The 16,113-nt window shown below is 45.5% G+C and carries 16 protein-coding genes; 12 read left to right on the top strand and 4 right to left on the bottom strand.

What is annotated here, in order from left to right; all coding sequences use genetic code 11:
* Positions 1-18 precede the first annotated feature (18 nt).
* From HMPREF0673_RS08440 to HMPREF0673_RS13870, 6 genes are all read left to right on the top strand, one after another.
* The gene (locus tag HMPREF0673_RS08440) at positions 19-912 is read left to right on the top strand and encodes a fimbrillin family protein (protein WP_007900925.1); all 894 of its coding nucleotides are present in this window, start codon (positions 19-21) and stop codon (positions 910-912) included.
* A gap of 22 nt (positions 913-934) precedes the next feature.
* A complete protein-coding gene (locus HMPREF0673_RS08435) occupies positions 935-1,915 on the top strand; it encodes a fimbrillin family protein (RefSeq protein WP_007900924.1) in 981 nt (326 codons plus the stop codon).
* 88 nt (positions 1,916-2,003) lie between these two features.
* Entirely contained in the window at positions 2,004-2,909 is a 906-nt protein-coding gene (locus HMPREF0673_RS08430; protein ID WP_007900922.1) for a fimbrillin family protein, read from the top strand.
* A 14-nt stretch (positions 2,910-2,923) separates the two neighbouring features.
* The gene (locus tag HMPREF0673_RS08425) at positions 2,924-4,282 is read left to right on the top strand and encodes a leucine-rich repeat protein (protein ID WP_007900916.1); all 1,359 of its coding nucleotides are present in this window, start codon (positions 2,924-2,926) and stop codon (positions 4,280-4,282) included.
* Between the two features lie 289 nt (positions 4,283-4,571).
* On the top strand, positions 4,572-4,799 hold the full coding sequence (locus tag HMPREF0673_RS08420) for a hypothetical protein (RefSeq protein WP_007900915.1): 228 nt from the start codon (positions 4,572-4,574) through the stop codon (positions 4,797-4,799).
* A complete protein-coding gene (locus tag HMPREF0673_RS13870; protein WP_083825709.1) occupies positions 4,796-5,086 on the top strand; it encodes a type II toxin-antitoxin system YafQ family toxin in 291 nt (96 codons plus the stop codon). Before HMPREF0673_RS08420 ends, HMPREF0673_RS13870 begins: the two co-directional genes overlap by 4 nt.
* Positions 5,087-5,224: 138 nt before the next feature.
* On the opposite strand, the gene HMPREF0673_RS08415 is transcribed toward HMPREF0673_RS13870, so the two are convergent.
* Complete coding sequence (locus HMPREF0673_RS08415; RefSeq protein WP_007900914.1) at positions 5,225-5,638, bottom strand: type II toxin-antitoxin system VapC family toxin; 414 nt, start codon at positions 5,636-5,638, stop codon at positions 5,225-5,227.
* Complete coding sequence (locus tag HMPREF0673_RS08410) at positions 5,635-5,874, bottom strand: DUF6364 family protein (protein WP_007900913.1); 240 nt, start codon at positions 5,872-5,874, stop codon at positions 5,635-5,637. The genes HMPREF0673_RS08415 and HMPREF0673_RS08410 overlap by 4 nt, the downstream gene beginning before the upstream one ends.
* Positions 5,875-6,195: 321 nt before the next feature.
* On the opposite strand from HMPREF0673_RS08410, the gene HMPREF0673_RS08405 reads away from it, so the two are divergent.
* The 5 genes from HMPREF0673_RS08405 (at position 6,196) to HMPREF0673_RS08385 (ending at position 12,074) form a co-directional block, all read left to right on the top strand.
* Complete coding sequence (locus tag HMPREF0673_RS08405; RefSeq protein WP_007900911.1) at positions 6,196-7,152, top strand: LuxR C-terminal-related transcriptional regulator; 957 nt, start codon at positions 6,196-6,198, stop codon at positions 7,150-7,152.
* Between the two features lie 228 nt (positions 7,153-7,380).
* Positions 7,381-9,483: an anaerobic ribonucleoside-triphosphate reductase gene (gene nrdD, locus HMPREF0673_RS08400; RefSeq protein WP_007900899.1), complete on the top strand. Its 2,103-nt coding sequence runs from the start codon at positions 7,381-7,383 to the stop codon at positions 9,481-9,483.
* 37 nt (positions 9,484-9,520) lie between these two features.
* Positions 9,521-9,985 carry an anaerobic ribonucleoside-triphosphate reductase activating protein gene (nrdG, locus tag HMPREF0673_RS08395; protein WP_007900897.1) on the top strand — a complete coding sequence of 155 codons (465 nt, stop codon included), beginning with the start codon at positions 9,521-9,523 and terminating at the stop codon, positions 9,983-9,985.
* Between the two features lie 103 nt (positions 9,986-10,088).
* Positions 10,089-11,273: a hypothetical protein gene (locus tag HMPREF0673_RS08390; RefSeq protein WP_007900886.1), complete on the top strand. Its 1,185-nt coding sequence runs from the start codon at positions 10,089-10,091 to the stop codon at positions 11,271-11,273.
* A 9-nt stretch (positions 11,274-11,282) separates the two neighbouring features.
* Complete coding sequence (locus HMPREF0673_RS08385; protein ID WP_007900883.1) at positions 11,283-12,074, top strand: acyl-[acyl-carrier-protein] thioesterase; 792 nt, start codon at positions 11,283-11,285, stop codon at positions 12,072-12,074.
* A 120-nt stretch (positions 12,075-12,194) separates the two neighbouring features.
* Here the strand turns inward: HMPREF0673_RS08385 and HMPREF0673_RS08380 are convergent, their stop codons facing one another.
* Together HMPREF0673_RS08380 and HMPREF0673_RS08375 are read right to left on the bottom strand one after the other, a co-directional pair.
* On the bottom strand, positions 12,195-13,370 hold the full coding sequence (locus HMPREF0673_RS08380) for an OmpA family protein (RefSeq protein WP_007900881.1): 1,176 nt from the start codon (positions 13,368-13,370) through the stop codon (positions 12,195-12,197).
* A 182-nt stretch (positions 13,371-13,552) separates the two neighbouring features.
* Positions 13,553-15,775 (bottom strand): GH92 family glycosyl hydrolase, encoded by a 2,223-nt coding sequence (locus HMPREF0673_RS08375; protein ID WP_040596692.1) that lies wholly within the window; start codon positions 15,773-15,775, stop codon positions 13,553-13,555.
* Between the two features lie 134 nt (positions 15,776-15,909).
* Between HMPREF0673_RS08375 and HMPREF0673_RS14275 the strand changes: the two genes are divergently transcribed.
* Positions 15,910-16,065: a hypothetical protein gene (locus tag HMPREF0673_RS14275; RefSeq protein WP_216589902.1), complete on the top strand. Its 156-nt coding sequence runs from the start codon at positions 15,910-15,912 to the stop codon at positions 16,063-16,065.
* Positions 16,066-16,113 lie beyond the last annotated feature (48 nt).

The following is a 16,113-nucleotide window of genomic DNA, read 5'->3' as shown; positions in this document are numbered from 1 at the left end:
TTTTAAAATATTTATAATATGAAAAAGATGACTAAGTTTTTCGCCCTTGCACTCTTGGCAGGTGCAATGGTTTCATGCAGTACAGAAGACACCGCACCTTCTACCCAGAACGATAAGGTAGCCGTGCAGTTTACTGGTGGTATCAGCGTAAACACCCGTGCTGCGGGTGTAGCCTGGGCTGATGGTGACAAGATAGGTATCTTCATGACTGGAGCAAATCAGCCTCTCTCGGCAGATGCAATCAAAGAGGGTGTTGACAATGTTTGCTATCAGTCAAATGGAAGTATAGCCTTTTCACCTGTTTCTGGTGGTAAGACTATTTTCTTCCCGATAGATGGAGATGTGGACTTCTATTCTTACTATCCACAGACCACTGTCAATGACTACAAGGTAGCACTTGATGTAACAGACCAAGGGAAACAAGAAGCTATCGACTTCATGTATGCCAAGACGGAAGGTTGCAACAAAGCTACGCCACAGGTTGACTTGAGGTTCTTCCATAAGTTAAGCAATCTTATTTTGGATGTTCAACCAGGTAACGGTCTCACGCAAGAAGACCTTAAGAAAATGACTGTGACTGTGAAAGGTCAGAATACCAAAGCCACTTTCAATCTTGTGGATGGAACTATCTCTGGTGAAGAAACTCCTGCGGACATCACGATGAAAACTACCGAAGCTGGCAAGCTGTATGAGGCAATCCTGCTCCCTACAGAAGAAGCAAGCCGAGTGATAGAGTTTGACCTCAAGAATGGTTACGACGCTCCTTTTGTATGGACAATGCCTGTAAAACTTGAGGGTGGCAAAAGATACCACTATACAGTAGTAAAATTGAGTCGTTCTGCCGTAGATATTTCTGGAACCATTAAGCCTTGGACAGAGGCAGGAGACAATAATGAACATATAGCACAATAATAACTCTTAAATAACAAGAGATATGAAGAAATTTAGATTCTTATACATCGCTGCCGCAGCATTGCTGTTTGCAGCTTGCGCTAACGAAGAAGACGGTATCGGCAACAATGGTCCTGTTGCTGCTACCGTAAAGGCGGATATTTCCAACAATATCAAAACCCGTGGAACTGCAGACAACGACAGATGGACAACTGGCGACGCTATCGGTGTGTACGTCACTTCCGCAGGAAACACAAAAGGAACAAATGTAAAGTATGAATCTGACCAATATGGTGAATTTGTTTCGGCAAATCCTATTTATTTTAGAGATAACGAGGAACAGACATTCAGTGCGTATTATCCATACATTGATGACCCCAATAATGACAAATTCGATGAGAATGGTTGGTTAATAAATGATTGGACTATTGATTACAGCAATCCAAGTAATACCTTATTAGCAAACGATTTTCTCTTTGCCTCGGGAGCAACAGCCAGCAAAGCATCGCCAATGGTTAATTTCACTGACTTGAATAATGTGGGTGAATCCTTGCCAGAGAAAGACCATCGCTTTAAGCACAAGATGAGTATGATAGAATTTACGGTCAGTGCAGGAGAAGGTGTTGAGAGCAGGAAGAGTAATCTTCAAAGTATAACATTGGACAAGATAAAGACACAGGGTAAGATAAATGTAAAAACAGGTGCGACAGAAGTCACAGGGACTTCCACCAAAGCGACTTTGCCTGTAACGGGTCTTTTGACCGATGCCAGGGTCTGCAAGTTCATACTCTTCCCGCAACAGTTCGAAAACAAAGAATTGACCATTAGTTGTAATGTGATGTATAACGAAAATACTATTAACAATTATACAACAAAGATATCCCTACCAAATGGATTCGAAGGTGGTAAAAAATATACTTATACTATCAGTGTTCATAATAATAGTATAGTAATAGGAAATGCAAACATAACGAGTTGGGATATTGGCGTAGACAAAGAACCTCTCGATGCAGAAATAGAATAATTCTGATAAATAAGGTACTGAAATAGGAAATACAGGGTTAGTGAGCTTGGTCGCTCACTAACTCACTAACAATAAAAAACTGAAGATTATGAAGACGATAAAACAAAGAATTTCCTATGCGGTAATGGGCCTTATGGCTATGGGCTTTACAGCATGTACGCAAAATGAAGATATGGCTCCAACGCTGAAAGGGCAGGAAATCAATGCCACTTTCTCTGTTGGAGGCATGCAGACTCGTGTCAATACATTGGGATACGGTGACAATTGGGAGGATAAAGATAAACTGACAGTAAGTATATTTACGGATTATGATCCTGGTAGTACGACTGTTCTTTCTTTTAATAGTGCAACAAACGAATGGTCTCGTACAGGAAGTTTTCGTTGGTTAACAGGCTACGATCAACATACTATTTTGGCTGTATATCCATCTGACACGGATTTTGGGAAAAATAATCTACAGTATGATTTACAGACAGATCAAAGCAGCGAAAGTAAATTAAAAAACGCTGATCTCATAACTGGATATTGGCACGATCTTCCTCGGTTTGATTTAAGCATTCGTATGGAGCATCGCATGTCGCTGGTTACAATAGTATATCATGTTGGAACTGCAGATTATCCTAATATGGATATTAGTGAACCACAAGTGTATTCTAAGCACAATAGTGTTGATTTTAACAGAGACGACCGACAAGGGCAATTTGTCATGAGTACACCTACTGCTAATCCTGCTTGGGTACAAGCCTGTAAGCATGACGGCGATATGTTTTCAGCAATCGTTATCCCTGGTTCATACAAAACTGACGATATTTTCGTGAAATTCAAGATAGGCGACAAAAACTTCCATGCAAAAATGAGGTCAGATACGAACTTTCAAGAAGGCTATCGCTACATCTACGAACTCGATGTAGGAAAAGACAAAGTGGAACTAACCCGAATCAGCGTAGATGATTTGAAAGGTTGGGACAGTAACAACGAAGAAGATCTCAAATAATTGGAGGAAAGAATATGAAAAAGATATTTCAATACATCATGCTGGCAGTCGTTACTATAGTAATGGCGTCATGCACAAGTGATATAGAAGAAACAACCGCAACAACAGGCAAGAGCAACGTACAGTTGGTTGTTGGTGAATTTCCGGCATTCGGAGATTCACAGACTCGTGCTATTGGTACACCTGATGAAGGCAAGACTTCATGGGCTGTAGGAGATGAGTTGCTTCTGGAGATGACCAGTAAGACTTTAGGGACTAAGTATGCTGCTTTTAAATATAATGGCAGTAGCTGGGAATTGACAAGTGGCGAGTTGTCTTATAAAGAAGACGAAGTGCCAACTTTTCCTCATGTATATTATGCCCCTAATTACAAATGGGAAGCCGGCAAATTAGTTTTGAAAGAAGGTAAGGTTGCAGGAACGGATGAATACATCGAGGGAACAGCACAAATAACCCCTAATGGTGAGGCTATAACCGTAAAATTTTCCGGAGCAACACGCAACTATTCACGCCTCCGCATTGCAACTATGCCAAATAAGCCAATAACAGTAACCATCGATAGATACACTCCTGCGGGCAGCAGCGATATGAAATGGGATCAAAAATATGCCCTTACATCTGATGAAAAGGGCAATGCCTATTTATATGGTACTTTTGAAAATAATTCCGAAGTTACAGTGAAATATCGAGGAGCAACTTTGAAAACTTATAAATTCTCGAAAGAAACAGAAAATGCTAAGAGTTATGCACTGGATGCTACTGTCATTTCGGCAAATAGTGCAGAAGAAATAAAGTCAGCAATCAAGCAAGAAGTAGCAAATAGCAAGACTGCTATAATACTTAACCTCGCTTCTGATGCTGGCGATAATGAGTTTAAGACTATCCGTGAAGCTTTTAAGAATGTGCAAGATGCCACTATAGACCTCACTCTAATAGGATGCAAGGAAATTCCTGCAGATGGTTTGAAAGAATTAAACGCTTTAAAGTCTATTTTTTTGCCTGATGTGACAAAAATTGGAATGAATGCCTTATCCCGCTGTGTGTATTTGGAAGAAATTTGTGCTCCGAATGTTTCTACTATAGATGAACGTGCATTTGCAGGATTTATCATGTTGGAAAAAGTAACTTTGGGAGAACTCACGGATGTGCGAGGAGAAGCAAATTCTGGAGGTGGTATTTTTGATGATGACAATTGGACCCCATATATAGATTTGTATTTGCCCAAAAATCAGGAAGTCATGAAAGGTGAGTTTGACGAGAATAGCAATCAATATATTTGGAAGCCTACGGGTGAAAAATACTTTGCCAGCCCAGACTATGATAATGGTATATTCCTCGGCTATCAATTTAACTCAGTAAAGAGTTGGGAATAAAAGGCTGTACAATCAAGTTTAACTCCTAAGCTGGGCAGGAGTATAAGTTGTCCAGCAAACATATCCCTCCGCACTTCACGGGAAACGACAAGGGTCTATATGCCACGATGAGAGGTGGGCGTATAGACCCTTGAATGTAAATCAGCATCTGTAGTGTTGCAGCTCATTAAAACTTATATATAGTTAAAACCTTGACCTTAGAAGTTTTATAGGTTTTGCTTGGTAGTTTCAAGAATAAAACGTACTTTTGTTGATGAATAACCATATATACATTAAATAAGGAGCAAGTATGAATACCTCAATCATAAATGAGCCACAGCTTTTGGTAACGGTATCTGACCCTACTATGTTGACAAAGCTGAAAAACGCCATCAAAATGATGAATGGTGTTAGTTCTATTTCTATTATGAGACCTAAGAAGACTGGTCTGGAACTTGCCGAAGAGGACAAGGCGAAAGGTAGGGTTACCCAATGGAATTCTGTTGACGAAATGTTTGACACTGTTTTAGGAGAATAACGTATAAGTTTGGTACAACCAAAAGATTTGACAAGGCTTTAAAGCTTTGCAGAAAGCATGGCTATCCGATAGAAGAACTAAGAAAAGCCATAGACATATTGGTAGAAAATGGTAGCCTACCATCAGAATACAAACCACATATTCTTCATGGTAACCATGAAGGTGAATGGGAGGCGCATATAAAACCAAACTGGCTGTTAGTTTGGGAACAGAATGATGACGAATTGACTCTCTTAATGCTAACAGCGGTTACCCATTCCGATGTTTTTGGCAAAACAAGACGATAATATTCACCCGCACTTCACGGGAAACGACAAGGGTCTATACGTCACGATGAACAGGTGGCGTATAGACCCTTGGTTATATGGTGATATTCGTTGTACAAAGGTATAACACTAACACCGCAAGTAGGCAATTTTGAGTTGTTAAAGATAGAGAGAGGTAAACTCACGTGGAGTAAGAACCTTAATGTCAGAATAAGTAAAATCATTGGTATTTCGTGTGATAATGTAATCAGCCTTCACCGATTTTGCAGAGTAATATTGTAGGGCATCCTCGAAATCCTTTGAACGAAGTTTTATAGCAGAATCCACCTCAACTTCATTTACAGATGAAACATTAACCAACTCCCTAATCTCAGAGAAGCATTCATATAATGCATCACCAGTATATTTTTTTCTTGCAATATAAGCAATATTAGAAAATGACAATGAAGATAGATACAAGGTGTAGCACTTGTTGTATCCTAAAGCTAAAACATTTCTTGCATCCTCGAAAAAGCCTTCACGTTTCATTAAGAAATCAAGGATGACATTAGTATCTATAAGTACATTCTTCATTTGTATTTTTCAAGTAGATAGTTCAACTTTTCATCATCATCGTCAGAAACATCAGAAAGGCATCCTGCCAATTTCTCCAAATGATCGGGAAGTGCCAATGCTGCATTATCTTTGGCACTTGGTGTTTGAAGTTTCATGAGAAACTTCTCTATGAGGTGCGACAAATTGATATTGTTCAACTTGGCATATCTCTCAGCTTTTTGATAGATATCGCTGTTTATGGTAATCGTACTCATATAATATTCCTCCTGTTAAATCAAATAATATGCAAAAATAGTGAAAAGATTGCATATAAACAATGTATTTCCAACGTTTTAACATTTTAATGATGGCTTCATTAAGACGGTGGATGTTGGTGGCTTGTGGGCGGACGGCGTTCGCCGTCTGATTGGATTCCGTCCGCCGTCTGATCGGATTGCGTTCGCCGTCTGATCGGATTGCGTTCGCCATCCGATGATTTTTTTTAATGATAAAGTTCGTAAATGTTCGGCTTTTATGGGAAAGTCTTTGTATCTTTGTGCGATATATGTACTTTGTAACCAATAATAATTAGGAGTATGAAGAATCAGAAAATGTACGAGGCAGGCGATAAGATGATATCGCTTATTCGTGATAACTATAACTTGCTGCAGTGTTTGGGTAGTTTCGGTATCAGTCTGGGCTTCGGCGACAAGACGGTGAAGCAGGTGTGTGAGGACCAGGGAGTGGATACATACACGTTCCTGGCTGTGGTGAACTTCATGATAAACGGCTATCGCGAGATGGACGACGTGTCGCGTCTGTCGGTGGCTACGTTGCTGCAGTATCTGAAGGCGAGCCACAACTATTTCCTGGGCTTCCAGTTGCCGTTTATACGCAAGGAGCTTGTAGACGCGCTTGACGAAAACGACAACCTCGCTCGACTCATACTGAAACTTTACGACGAATATTCGCGCGCGGTTACGCAGCACATGAGGTATGAGGAGAAGACGGTTTTCCCGTATGTGGAGTCGCTAATCGGGGGGAAGCCGTTGGCTAATTATGCTATTGATATGTACTCGAAGCATCATGGTCAGGAGAGTTCGAAGCTGAGGGAGCTGAAGAGTATCATCATCAAGTACTTCCCGGGTGACAGTCTGCGTAACAACCAGCTTTCGGCTACGCTTTATGATATATATAATAATGAGGAGTGGCTTGCGCTGCACGCTGAGGTGGAGGATAATATTTTTATTCCGGCCATCAGGTCGCTGGAGGAGAGGTCACGACAGAGTGATGTGTCGGCTAAGATTTCGAATATGATTGGCAGGAACCAGGAGGGGACTGACGCTTTGGGCGAACGTGAGAAGGATGTTATAGTCGCGTTGGTGCAGGGTATGAGCAACAAGGAGATAGCCGAGCACTTGTGCATTTCGGTGAACACTGTAATCACTCATCGACGCAACATTGCGCGTAAATTGCAGATACATAGTGCGGCTGGTTTGACGATATATGCTATTGTGAATAATCTGATTGATATTAGTGCGGTGAAACTCTGAAAGTTACATCGTTTGCGTTAGACTAATGGTGTACGTGGCGTTTAAATTTGTTGGAATTTTTCCATTGTTTTGATGCTCTGTTATCGTTTTTTTTGTATACCTTTGCAAGCGTAACAAAAACATAAATCAGAAAACTTTTCATTGCACGGAACTAACAAAAGTTTTCCAAAACGGAAAACTTTTCGATTTCTAAAATTGAAAAAGTTATCTCAAACGGAAAACTTAAATATGAAAGATTTTGCAATTGTCAAACGCGACGGGTCTAAAGATCGCTTCTCTTTAGACAAGATTATGAACGCCATACTTAAGGCGTTCGAGTCAGTGAACGAGGATATAGATTTGGCTTCTGTATCGAAGATTGTCAGCCACATTGATGTTTTTGACGGCATCTCGGTGGAGGATATTCAGAACCAGGTGGAGAAGGCTCTGATGAGTGAGGGCTACTTCAAGGTGGCTAAGTCGTTCATCATATATAGACAGCTTCACTCGGAGGATCGCGAGACGCTCGAAAAACTCAAGTTCCTTACCGACTATTGTCACGCAGCAAACGCAGCCACAGGCTCTAAGTACGATGCCAATGCCAACGTGGAGCACAAGAACATCGCTACGCTCATCGGCGAGCTTCCGAAGTCGAGCTTCATCCGCTTGAACCGTCGCCTGCTCACTGACCGTATCAAGAAGATGTACGGTAAGAGACTTGCTGATGAATACATAGACAAGCTTAACCACCACTTTATATATAAGAACGACGAAACCTCGCTCGCCAACTATTGTGCTTCAATCACGATGTACCCATGGCTCATCGGCGGCACAACGAGCATCGGCGGCAACTCGACGGCTCCTACAAATCTGAAGTCGTTCTGCGGCGGATTTGTCAATATGGTGTTCATGGTTTCGAGTATGCTGAGCGGTGCCTGCGCTACGCCGGAGTTCCTCATGTACCTCAACTACTTCATCGGTAAAGAGTACGGACTCGACTATTGGGAGCACGCAGACAAAGTAGTAGACCTCTCGTCTAAACAGCGCACCATCGACAAGGTGATTACCGACTGCTTCGAGCAGATCGTCTACTCAATCAACCAGCCGACCGGCGCACGCAACTATCAGGCAGTGTTCTGGAACGTGGCTTATTACGACAAACCATACTTCGAAAGCCTCTTCGGCGAGTTCATCTTCCCCGACGGTTCAAAACCCGATTGGAACGGACTCTCATGGCTGCAGAAACGCTTCATGAAGTGGTTCAACAACGAGCGCACAAAGACCGTGCTCACCTTCCCGGTAGAGACAATGGCACTGCTCGCAAAGGACGGTGACATGATAGACAAGGAGTGGGGCGACTTCACGGCGGAGATGTACTCGGAGGGTCACTCGTTCTTCACATACATGAGCGACAATGCCGACTCGCTCAGCTCTTGCTGCCGTCTGCGCAACGAGATTCAGGACAACGGCTTCAGCTACACACTCGGTGCGGGCGGTGTGTCTACCGGCTCTAAGAGCGTGCTCACCATCAATCTCAACCGTTGCATACAGTACGCCGTAAAGAACGGACTCGACTATGCCGACTATCTCTCGGAGGTGATTGAACTCTGCCATAAAGTGCAGCTTGCTTACAACGAGAACCTGAAGGAACTGCAGGCGCAAGGCATGCTGCCACTGTTTGACGCAGGATACATCAATATGGGCCGCCAGTATCTCACCATCGGTGTGAACGGACTCGTGGAGGCTGCCGAATTCATGGGCTTGAAGATTAGCGACAACCCCGACTATCTGCACTTCGTACAGAAAGTGCTCGGGCTGGTTGAGAAGTACAACAAGAAGTATCGCACAAAGGATGTGCTGTTCAACTGCGAGATGATTCCGGCTGAGAACGTGGGTGTGAAACACGCCAAGTGGGATCGTGAGGACGGCTACTTCGTGCCGCGCGACTGCTACAACAGCTACTTCTACATCGTGGAGGACGACTCGCTCAACGTGGTTGACAAGTTCAAGATGCACGGCGCACCATACATTGAGCACCTCACCGGTGGCTCGGCACTCCACATGAACCTCGACGAGCACCTCTCGAAGGCGCAGTATCGTCAGCTCCTGCGCATTGCTGCCAAGGAGGGTTGCAACTACTTCACATTCAATATCCCGAACACTATCTGTAACGAGTGTGGACATATCGACAAGCGTTATCTGAAGAAGTGTCCGCATTGCGGAAGTGAGAATGTTGACTACATGACACGTATCATCGGCTATCTGAAGCGTGTGAGCAACTTCTCTGAGGCTCGTCAGAAAGAGGCGGCACGTCGCTTCTATGCCAACGGAACAAACGAAGTAAAGGATTGAACTTTCGCTTGCGAAACTAAAAAAAACGTATAAAACAATGCTAAATTATCTCAATACAGGCATAGTGTTCCAGGAAATCCCCGATGAGGTGACGCTGTCTATCAACATCACGGGCTGTCCGTGTCGTTGTCCGGGCTGCCACAGTCAGTATCTGTGGGAGAACATCGGCGAACCACTGACACCAATGGTGCTCGACAAACTCGTTGCCGACTATAATGACGAGATAACCTGCATCTGCTTTATGGGTGGCGATGCTGACCCGAAGTACGTTAGCCAACTCTCGCAGTATCTGCATCGTGAACACCCCAAGCTGAAGGTGGCATGGTATAGCGGTCGTCAGCTGTTCCCAAGAACAATACGCAAAAGCGACTTCGACTATATAAAGCTCGGTCCGTATATCGAACATCTTGGCTGTCTGAAGGAGCGCACCACTAATCAACGACTCTACAAGCGTGCTGTGGGTGACGACTTTACAGATATTACATCACGCTTTTGGAAGTAGACAAACTACGCTAATGTTATAATTCCGAATATTCTATTAGTCGACCCTAACACTCTTTGTGGTGTTAGGGTCGAAACTGAATTACTAAAAACCAAACATTCGAATGACTAAATTCACGCTTTCAGCTATCATCATGCTACTCTCTTTGGTGCCAATCGGAGTGGACGCACAAAACGCAACCGCAAAATATATGCACATATCCGACCCCTCGTTTCTGCGCGATGGCGACGAGATAATTATCGTCAGCAAGGATAATGGCGTGGCTATGAGTAGGTATCAGAATGCGAAAAAGGACTATGTGCTGCCATGCTTGATAAGGTTGAGCAAGGAGGACGAGCTGGAGTTGGCTGCGTGCGAAACGGACAGCATGGCGGTGTTCAAAGTGAAGAAAATAACTGGTGGCTGGAGGTTGAAGGATAGCAGGTGTGGTTGGCTTAGCGCAGGCACGAAGGCTTCATATTCGTTGATGTTCCAGGAGAGAGAAACGGAAAAGACAAATGAGATTGATATAAAATTCTCGGACGAGGGCAATGCCCGTATCAGTTTTGTAAAGTTTAAAAATGGAGGATATCTTGATTATAAACCAGACTCGGAACGCTTCGCACGCTATGTTAGGTATGACGGCTATGGCAAGGTGCAGATATATCGCCGGCTTGTAAATGCGGTTGTTGTAGAGAGTCTTACGTTCGGTGAGTCGGGTGGCAATGCAGACATTGCTTCGTACTATCAAGACGCTTATGTGCACAACGTAACTATCGATCGCACGTTCCGTGCCGATGGCGGATGCTATACACTTTGTCTGCCATTCGGTCTTACAGAAAGCGATATTCGCACAGCTTTCCCGGGTATGCAGTTCAAACAACTTCAGAATGTGGAGGTAGACGATGATAATGTGGTGTATCACTTCCTCAGTGTAAAGTCGACAGTTGCTGGCGAACCATATCTTGTGCAATTCTTGAATGGGGTGACGAAAGATGTGGTTAAGCCGGTTGTGAAGAATAAGTTCATCCTCGCTGCCAAGCCTGCGACGTTGACTGGTAAGCTCTCTTTAGGCAACTTCCTGTTTGTGGGTACTTACGACCCCGTGCTTCTACCAGCCGACGGGCACTATAGGTTTGTCGGTGCTGATGGCAAGCAGCTTGTAACGCCGAATGCAGAAGGCAACTTGAAAGGATTGCGTGCATACTTCTTTATGCCCAGTCTTTACGATAATTGTAAATATGATTCTAATGGAAAGCCTCGTTCTGTGAGAATAAGTATGGATAGGGGCAAAAGTTCATCAAAATAAGAGTAGATTATGGATTTATTAAGTAAGATTGGAAGCTACGACTTCCTTGTGGAGCCATTCCACTGCGATTTTTCTAACCATATATTTCTTGGACATCTTGGTAACCATCTGCTGAATGCAGCCGACTTCCATAGCAACGAGCGTGGTTACGGCATGGACTATCTCAACACGGTGCACAAGACCTGGGTGCTCTCGCGCTTCGTTATGGAGCTCGACGAAATGCCCCTTGCTTACGACCGCATCACGGTGGACACGTGGGTGGAGAACGTGATGAAGTTCTTCACGAGTCGCAACTATGCCATTCGTGATAAGAGCGGCAAGCACTACGGCTATGGTCGCAGCATTTGGGCAATGATTGACACCGATACGCGTCAGCCGGTGGATATTCTTGCGGAGCGCGACGGACTGATTACGAAGTACATCGAGACCGATGAGCCGTGCCCGATTGAGCCGTTCAAGCGTGTGAAACTATCGAAAGCAGCTGAGTGTCGACGCATTGTTGAGACACGTTACAGCGATGTGGATGTCAACGGACACATCAATAGCGTGAAGTACATAGAGCATATTCTTGACCTTTGGACGCTCGACTTCTATCGCACGAATCGTTTGCAGCGCTTCGATATAGCTTATGTTGCAGAGTCGCATTGTGGCGATCGCTTGCATCTGTTTGTTGAAGAGGTGGCAGATGGTGAGTTCTGTGTGCAAGTGATGAAGCAGACACCGGAGGGTGATGCCGGACAGAAGGCGGATGCCGAGCTTAAGGAAGTGTGTCGTTGTAAGATAAAATTTGTAGCGAAGTAAAACGAATTGATACGAAAAATCCCAGTGCAATGGTTGAGTCATTACACTGGGATTTGTTTTTTATGTTGCTTGAGCAGCATGGGCACTCAAGCAATTTCGGATTATTTGTTCGGTGAACAATTAGTCCTTTGTGATGTCGTTGAATGTAGCAACGCGGTTGAACTCTACCTGCTCGAAGAGCTTGTCAGTAGCACCCATACCAGTAGCCTTCAGACGATTCTCTGAAATCTTGTACTTCTTAACGAGGATAGCCTTAACAGCGTCAGCACGCTGCTGAGAGATGCGCTCGTTGATTTCCTTAGAACCCTCTGGAGAAGCGTAGCCCTTGATTTCTACCTTCGACTCCTTGTGGTTCTTCATGTAGTTGGCGATGAGCTCGATAGAAGCTACCTGAGCCGGGTCTACAGAAGTCTTGCCCTGGCGGAAGATGACTGTCGGCTGGAGGTTAGTTGCGGTCTCAGCCTTAGGAGCAGGACGGTTGTTGCACTCCTCGAGAGCCTGCTTGAGGTTGTTGATCTCTGTGTCCTTAGCGGTGAGGTTCTTCTTGTTCTGCTCGTCCTTGCTTGTGAGAGCGGCGTTCTCCTCGCGGAGGCTGTTGATCTGAGCGTTGAGAGCGTCAACCTCTGCCTGGTCGCGACCCGAAGCAATTGTGAAGTTATGTGTGCCGTTAGAGTTCTTGAACTTATAGTTGAAGCCAACATTAACCTGGAACATTGAGCGGTTGATGCTGTACTCAACACCCTCGTAACCGAGACCATTGAGCGACCAGTTCATAGAAGGCTCTACGTAGAACTGCCATGCCTTTGTCTTGCCAAGGTTGAAGGCGAAGTTGAGGCCTGCCTTAGAAGTGAGCATATTAGTGTTGTCTTTGTAAGAAGCTGCGTTAGAGAAAACATGACCCCAACCAAGACCATATACAGCTGATACTTCGAAGAGACGTGGCTCACCCTTGTAACCACCTACCCAGTTGGTGATGTTTGCAGTACCAAGGAGTGAGGTGTTGATGCCGTTTACGGCAGTGCCTGTCTTGTGCAGGAAGCCCTGCTTAGAGCCAACTTCCTTGAAGTAAATGTTGCTCTCAACTGCGAGACCAAATACAGGTGTGAAGTTGCGACCGAGACGTACGCCAAGGTTTGGACGGAAGTCCTGAAGCCAATGGTGACCCTTAGAAGCTGTTGACACACCGGTATTTACACCGACATACATGTTGTCAAAAGTCTTACTTTCTGTAGCAGTTTGGGCCGAAGCTGTAGCTGCCATCACAGCAGCTGCAAAAAGAGTTGAAATCTTTTTCATAAAATTACTTTTTTATAATAGTTTATTGTTATCTCTCTATAATTATTTGCTGCAAAGTAAAGCAAAATAAATGAAAAAGCCAAATAACTTGGAAGTTATTTGGCTTTTTTGATGATATAAAGGGAAAAATCTACCATTATTATTCATTAGTAGGACAAAAAAGACTTCTTTTTGAACTTCTTTTAGTATTTATCGTGCTTTTTTGTACTACACATCTTATATACTAATGTGCCACCTTGCATGATTGTGTTGTGCGAAATGGATGTTTTGTTGTACTTTTTGCCGTTGAGCAGGATGTAGTCTACGTATTTGTTCTCGGCAGAAATGCCATCGGCTACAATGGTGAATGTCTTGCCTTCGGGCAGATGAAGCACAATCTTTGGCATCTGTGGAGCACCGAATACATACTCGCCACTGACAGGGTTCACAGGATAGAAACCCATTGCCGAGAGCATGTACCATGCCGACATCTGTCCGCAGTCGTCGTTGCCACAGAGTCCGTCAACGGTGGGGTGGTACTGTGTGTCGAAAATCTCGCGTATGAGTTCCTGCGTGCGTGATGGGCGACCTGCTAAGGCGTAGAGATAAGCCACGTGATGGCTCGGCTCGTTGCCATGTGCGTACTGTCCGATAAGTCCGGTCACGTCGTTCTGCGAGGTGATGAGTTCGAGTGTGAAGAACTCGTCGAGCTTCTTGAGGAACGGCTTCTGACCGCCGAAGAGTTTAATGAGTCCGGGAATGTCGTGCTGCACCTGCCATGTGTACTGCCATGCGTTGCCCTCGGTGTAGTCGCCACCGACGGTTTCGGCGTGAGCCACGTCGCTCGGGTTGAACGGACTTCTCCATGAGCCGTCGGCAAGGCGCGGACGCATGAAGTTGGTCTGCTTGTCGAAGAGGTTCTTGTAGAAGTTGGCGCGGCGTGCGAAGTACTGCTGATCCTGCTTCTTGCCCATGAGACGAGCCATGTCGGCTGCGGCATAGTCGTCGTACATACACTCGAGTGAGTTGGATACCGATTCAGACGCGACAAGGTCGGTTGGCCAATAGCCGTACTTCATGTATGTCTCCCAGTCGTACTTCTCGCCGTGGTTCACGGTCTGTGTACGTTTGATGGCGTTGAAAGCGCGCTCTGCATCGAAGCCGCGGAAGCCTTTGTGGTAAGCTTCGGCTACGATAGACACGGCGTGGTTGCCAATCATGCAGAAGTTCTCCTTGCCCCAGAGTCCCCAGATTGGCAGGAAGCCCTGCACCTCTGCCTGCTCAACGAGCGAGTTGACTAAGCCGTCGACGCGCTCCGGAATGACCATAGTGTAGAATGGGTGAGTGGCGCGGTAGGTGTCCCAGCAGGAGAAGGTGGAGTAGAACTCGCCATTGCTTGAGCAGACAACCTTGTTGTCGGCGTTGCGGTATTTACCGTCAACGTCAGCAATCTGATTAGGCTGGATAAGTGCGTGGTAGAACGCCGTGTAATAGTTCTGCTTGTCGGTGTCGGTGCCGGTCACATCGATGCGGCTAAGGTAAGAGTTCCACTCGTCGTGAGCGGTGCGTGTCACCTCGGCAAAGTTCCAATCAGGCACTTCTGTTTCGAGGTTCAGGCGTGCGCCATCAACGCTTGTTGTAGACATTGACACCTTAACGAGTAGTTGCTCGCCACGCGGTATGTCGAACGTAGCCACGATGCGTTGTCCGCGTTCCGTGTCAACAGCCTTCGGCAGCTGGATGTGGCTGACAACCGGGCGGTTGAACTTCATCACGAAGAAGTAGTCCTGGTCCACCCACACCTTGTTGCGTACGTGTCCGGTGAGAGTCTGCGCGTCCTCCCACTTTGTCTCGCACGAGATGCACTGTGAGTGGTACTGCTCATCGCGCCAAGCCGGAGCGTGCTGCAGGTCGATGAATACGGAAGTGGAGTCGGGGTTGTCGAATGTGTAGCGGTGGAAGGCAACGTGCGGTGCAGCCGTCAGTTCGGCTTTCACCTTGGCGTCGGTGAGGTAAACCGAGTAGTAGCCGGGTGTGGCAAACTCCTGCTGCTTAGAGTAGCGAGAACGATAACCATCCCAAGCACGTGTGCGTTTGCCGCTTGTGGGCATCACGAGTATGTCGCCAAGGTCCATGCAGCCCGTGCCGTTGAGGTGGGTCTGCGTAAATCCCCAGATGAGAGAGTCGCTATAAACGTACTCCGAGCAGTAGCGCCAGCCCACAGCACCCGTCACCGGACTGGTCTGTATCATGCCGAACGGGCGGCACGCTCCCGGGAAGGTGTGTCCGTTGTCGGCGTTGCCGACGAACGGGTTAACGTACTGTGTGTAGTCGGTGGTGTCTGCGAGCGCTGTTGTAGCCATTGTCGGCAGAAGACCGAGCGCAGCAAACGCCAGCTTGCAGAAAAGTCTTTTGGATTTGTTCATATAGGTGGTTTTTAATTTCATAGACAAAGGTAGTGTTTTTATGTCGCTTTACAAAGCAAACCAGACTATTTATTGCAGACTATATAATATAATTAAGGTGTAAGCACTTGTCGTTTCGTGGTCTGGAACGATGTGTGCCTCGGTTCTTATCGCTTCAACGAACCATCCGCATCGACCGACGCAGACATCCGCATCGACCGGCGCAGACATCCGCATCGACCGGCGCAGACATCCGCGTCGACCGGCGCAGACATCCGCATCGACCGACGCAGATGCTTAAAGTGTTGTAACTGTGTTATAATAATATGGATCAAATAATATTGTTGTGTTTTTAACAA

The sequence above is a fragment of the Leyella stercorea DSM 18206 genome, assembly GCF_000235885.1.
Taxonomy (GTDB): Bacteria; Bacteroidota; Bacteroidia; order Bacteroidales; family Bacteroidaceae; genus Prevotella; species Prevotella stercorea.
Note: the sequence above shows the minus strand (reverse complement) of the source record. Positions and strands in the feature narration are given on the sequence as shown.

Excerpts from the sequence above, each read along its gene's own strand:
- HMPREF0673_RS08390 (WP_007900886.1), top strand. The coding sequence starts at position 10,089 with ATGACTAAATTCACGCTTTCAGCTATCATCATGCTACTCTCTTTGGTG.
- HMPREF0673_RS08425 (WP_007900916.1), top strand. The coding sequence starts at position 2,924 with ATGAAAAAGATATTTCAATACATCATGCTGGCAGTCGTTACTATAGTA.
- HMPREF0673_RS08415 (WP_007900914.1), bottom strand. The coding sequence starts at position 5,638 with ATGAAGAATGTACTTATAGATACTAATGTCATCCTTGATTTCTTAATG.
- HMPREF0673_RS08375 (WP_040596692.1), bottom strand. The coding sequence starts at position 15,775 with ATGAACAAATCCAAAAGACTTTTCTGCAAGCTGGCGTTTGCTGCGCTC.
- HMPREF0673_RS08430 (WP_007900922.1), top strand. The coding sequence starts at position 2,004 with ATGAAGACGATAAAACAAAGAATTTCCTATGCGGTAATGGGCCTTATG.
- HMPREF0673_RS08405 (WP_007900911.1), top strand. The coding sequence starts at position 6,196 with ATGAAGAATCAGAAAATGTACGAGGCAGGCGATAAGATGATATCGCTT.
- HMPREF0673_RS08420 (WP_007900915.1), top strand. The coding sequence starts at position 4,572 with ATGAATACCTCAATCATAAATGAGCCACAGCTTTTGGTAACGGTATCT.
- nrdD (WP_007900899.1), top strand. The coding sequence starts at position 7,381 with ATGAAAGATTTTGCAATTGTCAAACGCGACGGGTCTAAAGATCGCTTC.
- HMPREF0673_RS08440 (WP_007900925.1), top strand. The coding sequence starts at position 19 with ATGAAAAAGATGACTAAGTTTTTCGCCCTTGCACTCTTGGCAGGTGCA.
- HMPREF0673_RS08435 (WP_007900924.1), top strand. The coding sequence starts at position 935 with ATGAAGAAATTTAGATTCTTATACATCGCTGCCGCAGCATTGCTGTTT.
- HMPREF0673_RS08385 (WP_007900883.1), top strand. The coding sequence starts at position 11,283 with ATGGATTTATTAAGTAAGATTGGAAGCTACGACTTCCTTGTGGAGCCA.
- HMPREF0673_RS08380 (WP_007900881.1), bottom strand. The coding sequence starts at position 13,370 with ATGAAAAAGATTTCAACTCTTTTTGCAGCTGCTGTGATGGCAGCTACA.
- nrdG (WP_007900897.1), top strand. The coding sequence starts at position 9,521 with ATGCTAAATTATCTCAATACAGGCATAGTGTTCCAGGAAATCCCCGAT.
- HMPREF0673_RS08410 (WP_007900913.1), bottom strand. The coding sequence starts at position 5,874 with ATGAGTACGATTACCATAAACAGCGATATCTATCAAAAAGCTGAGAGA.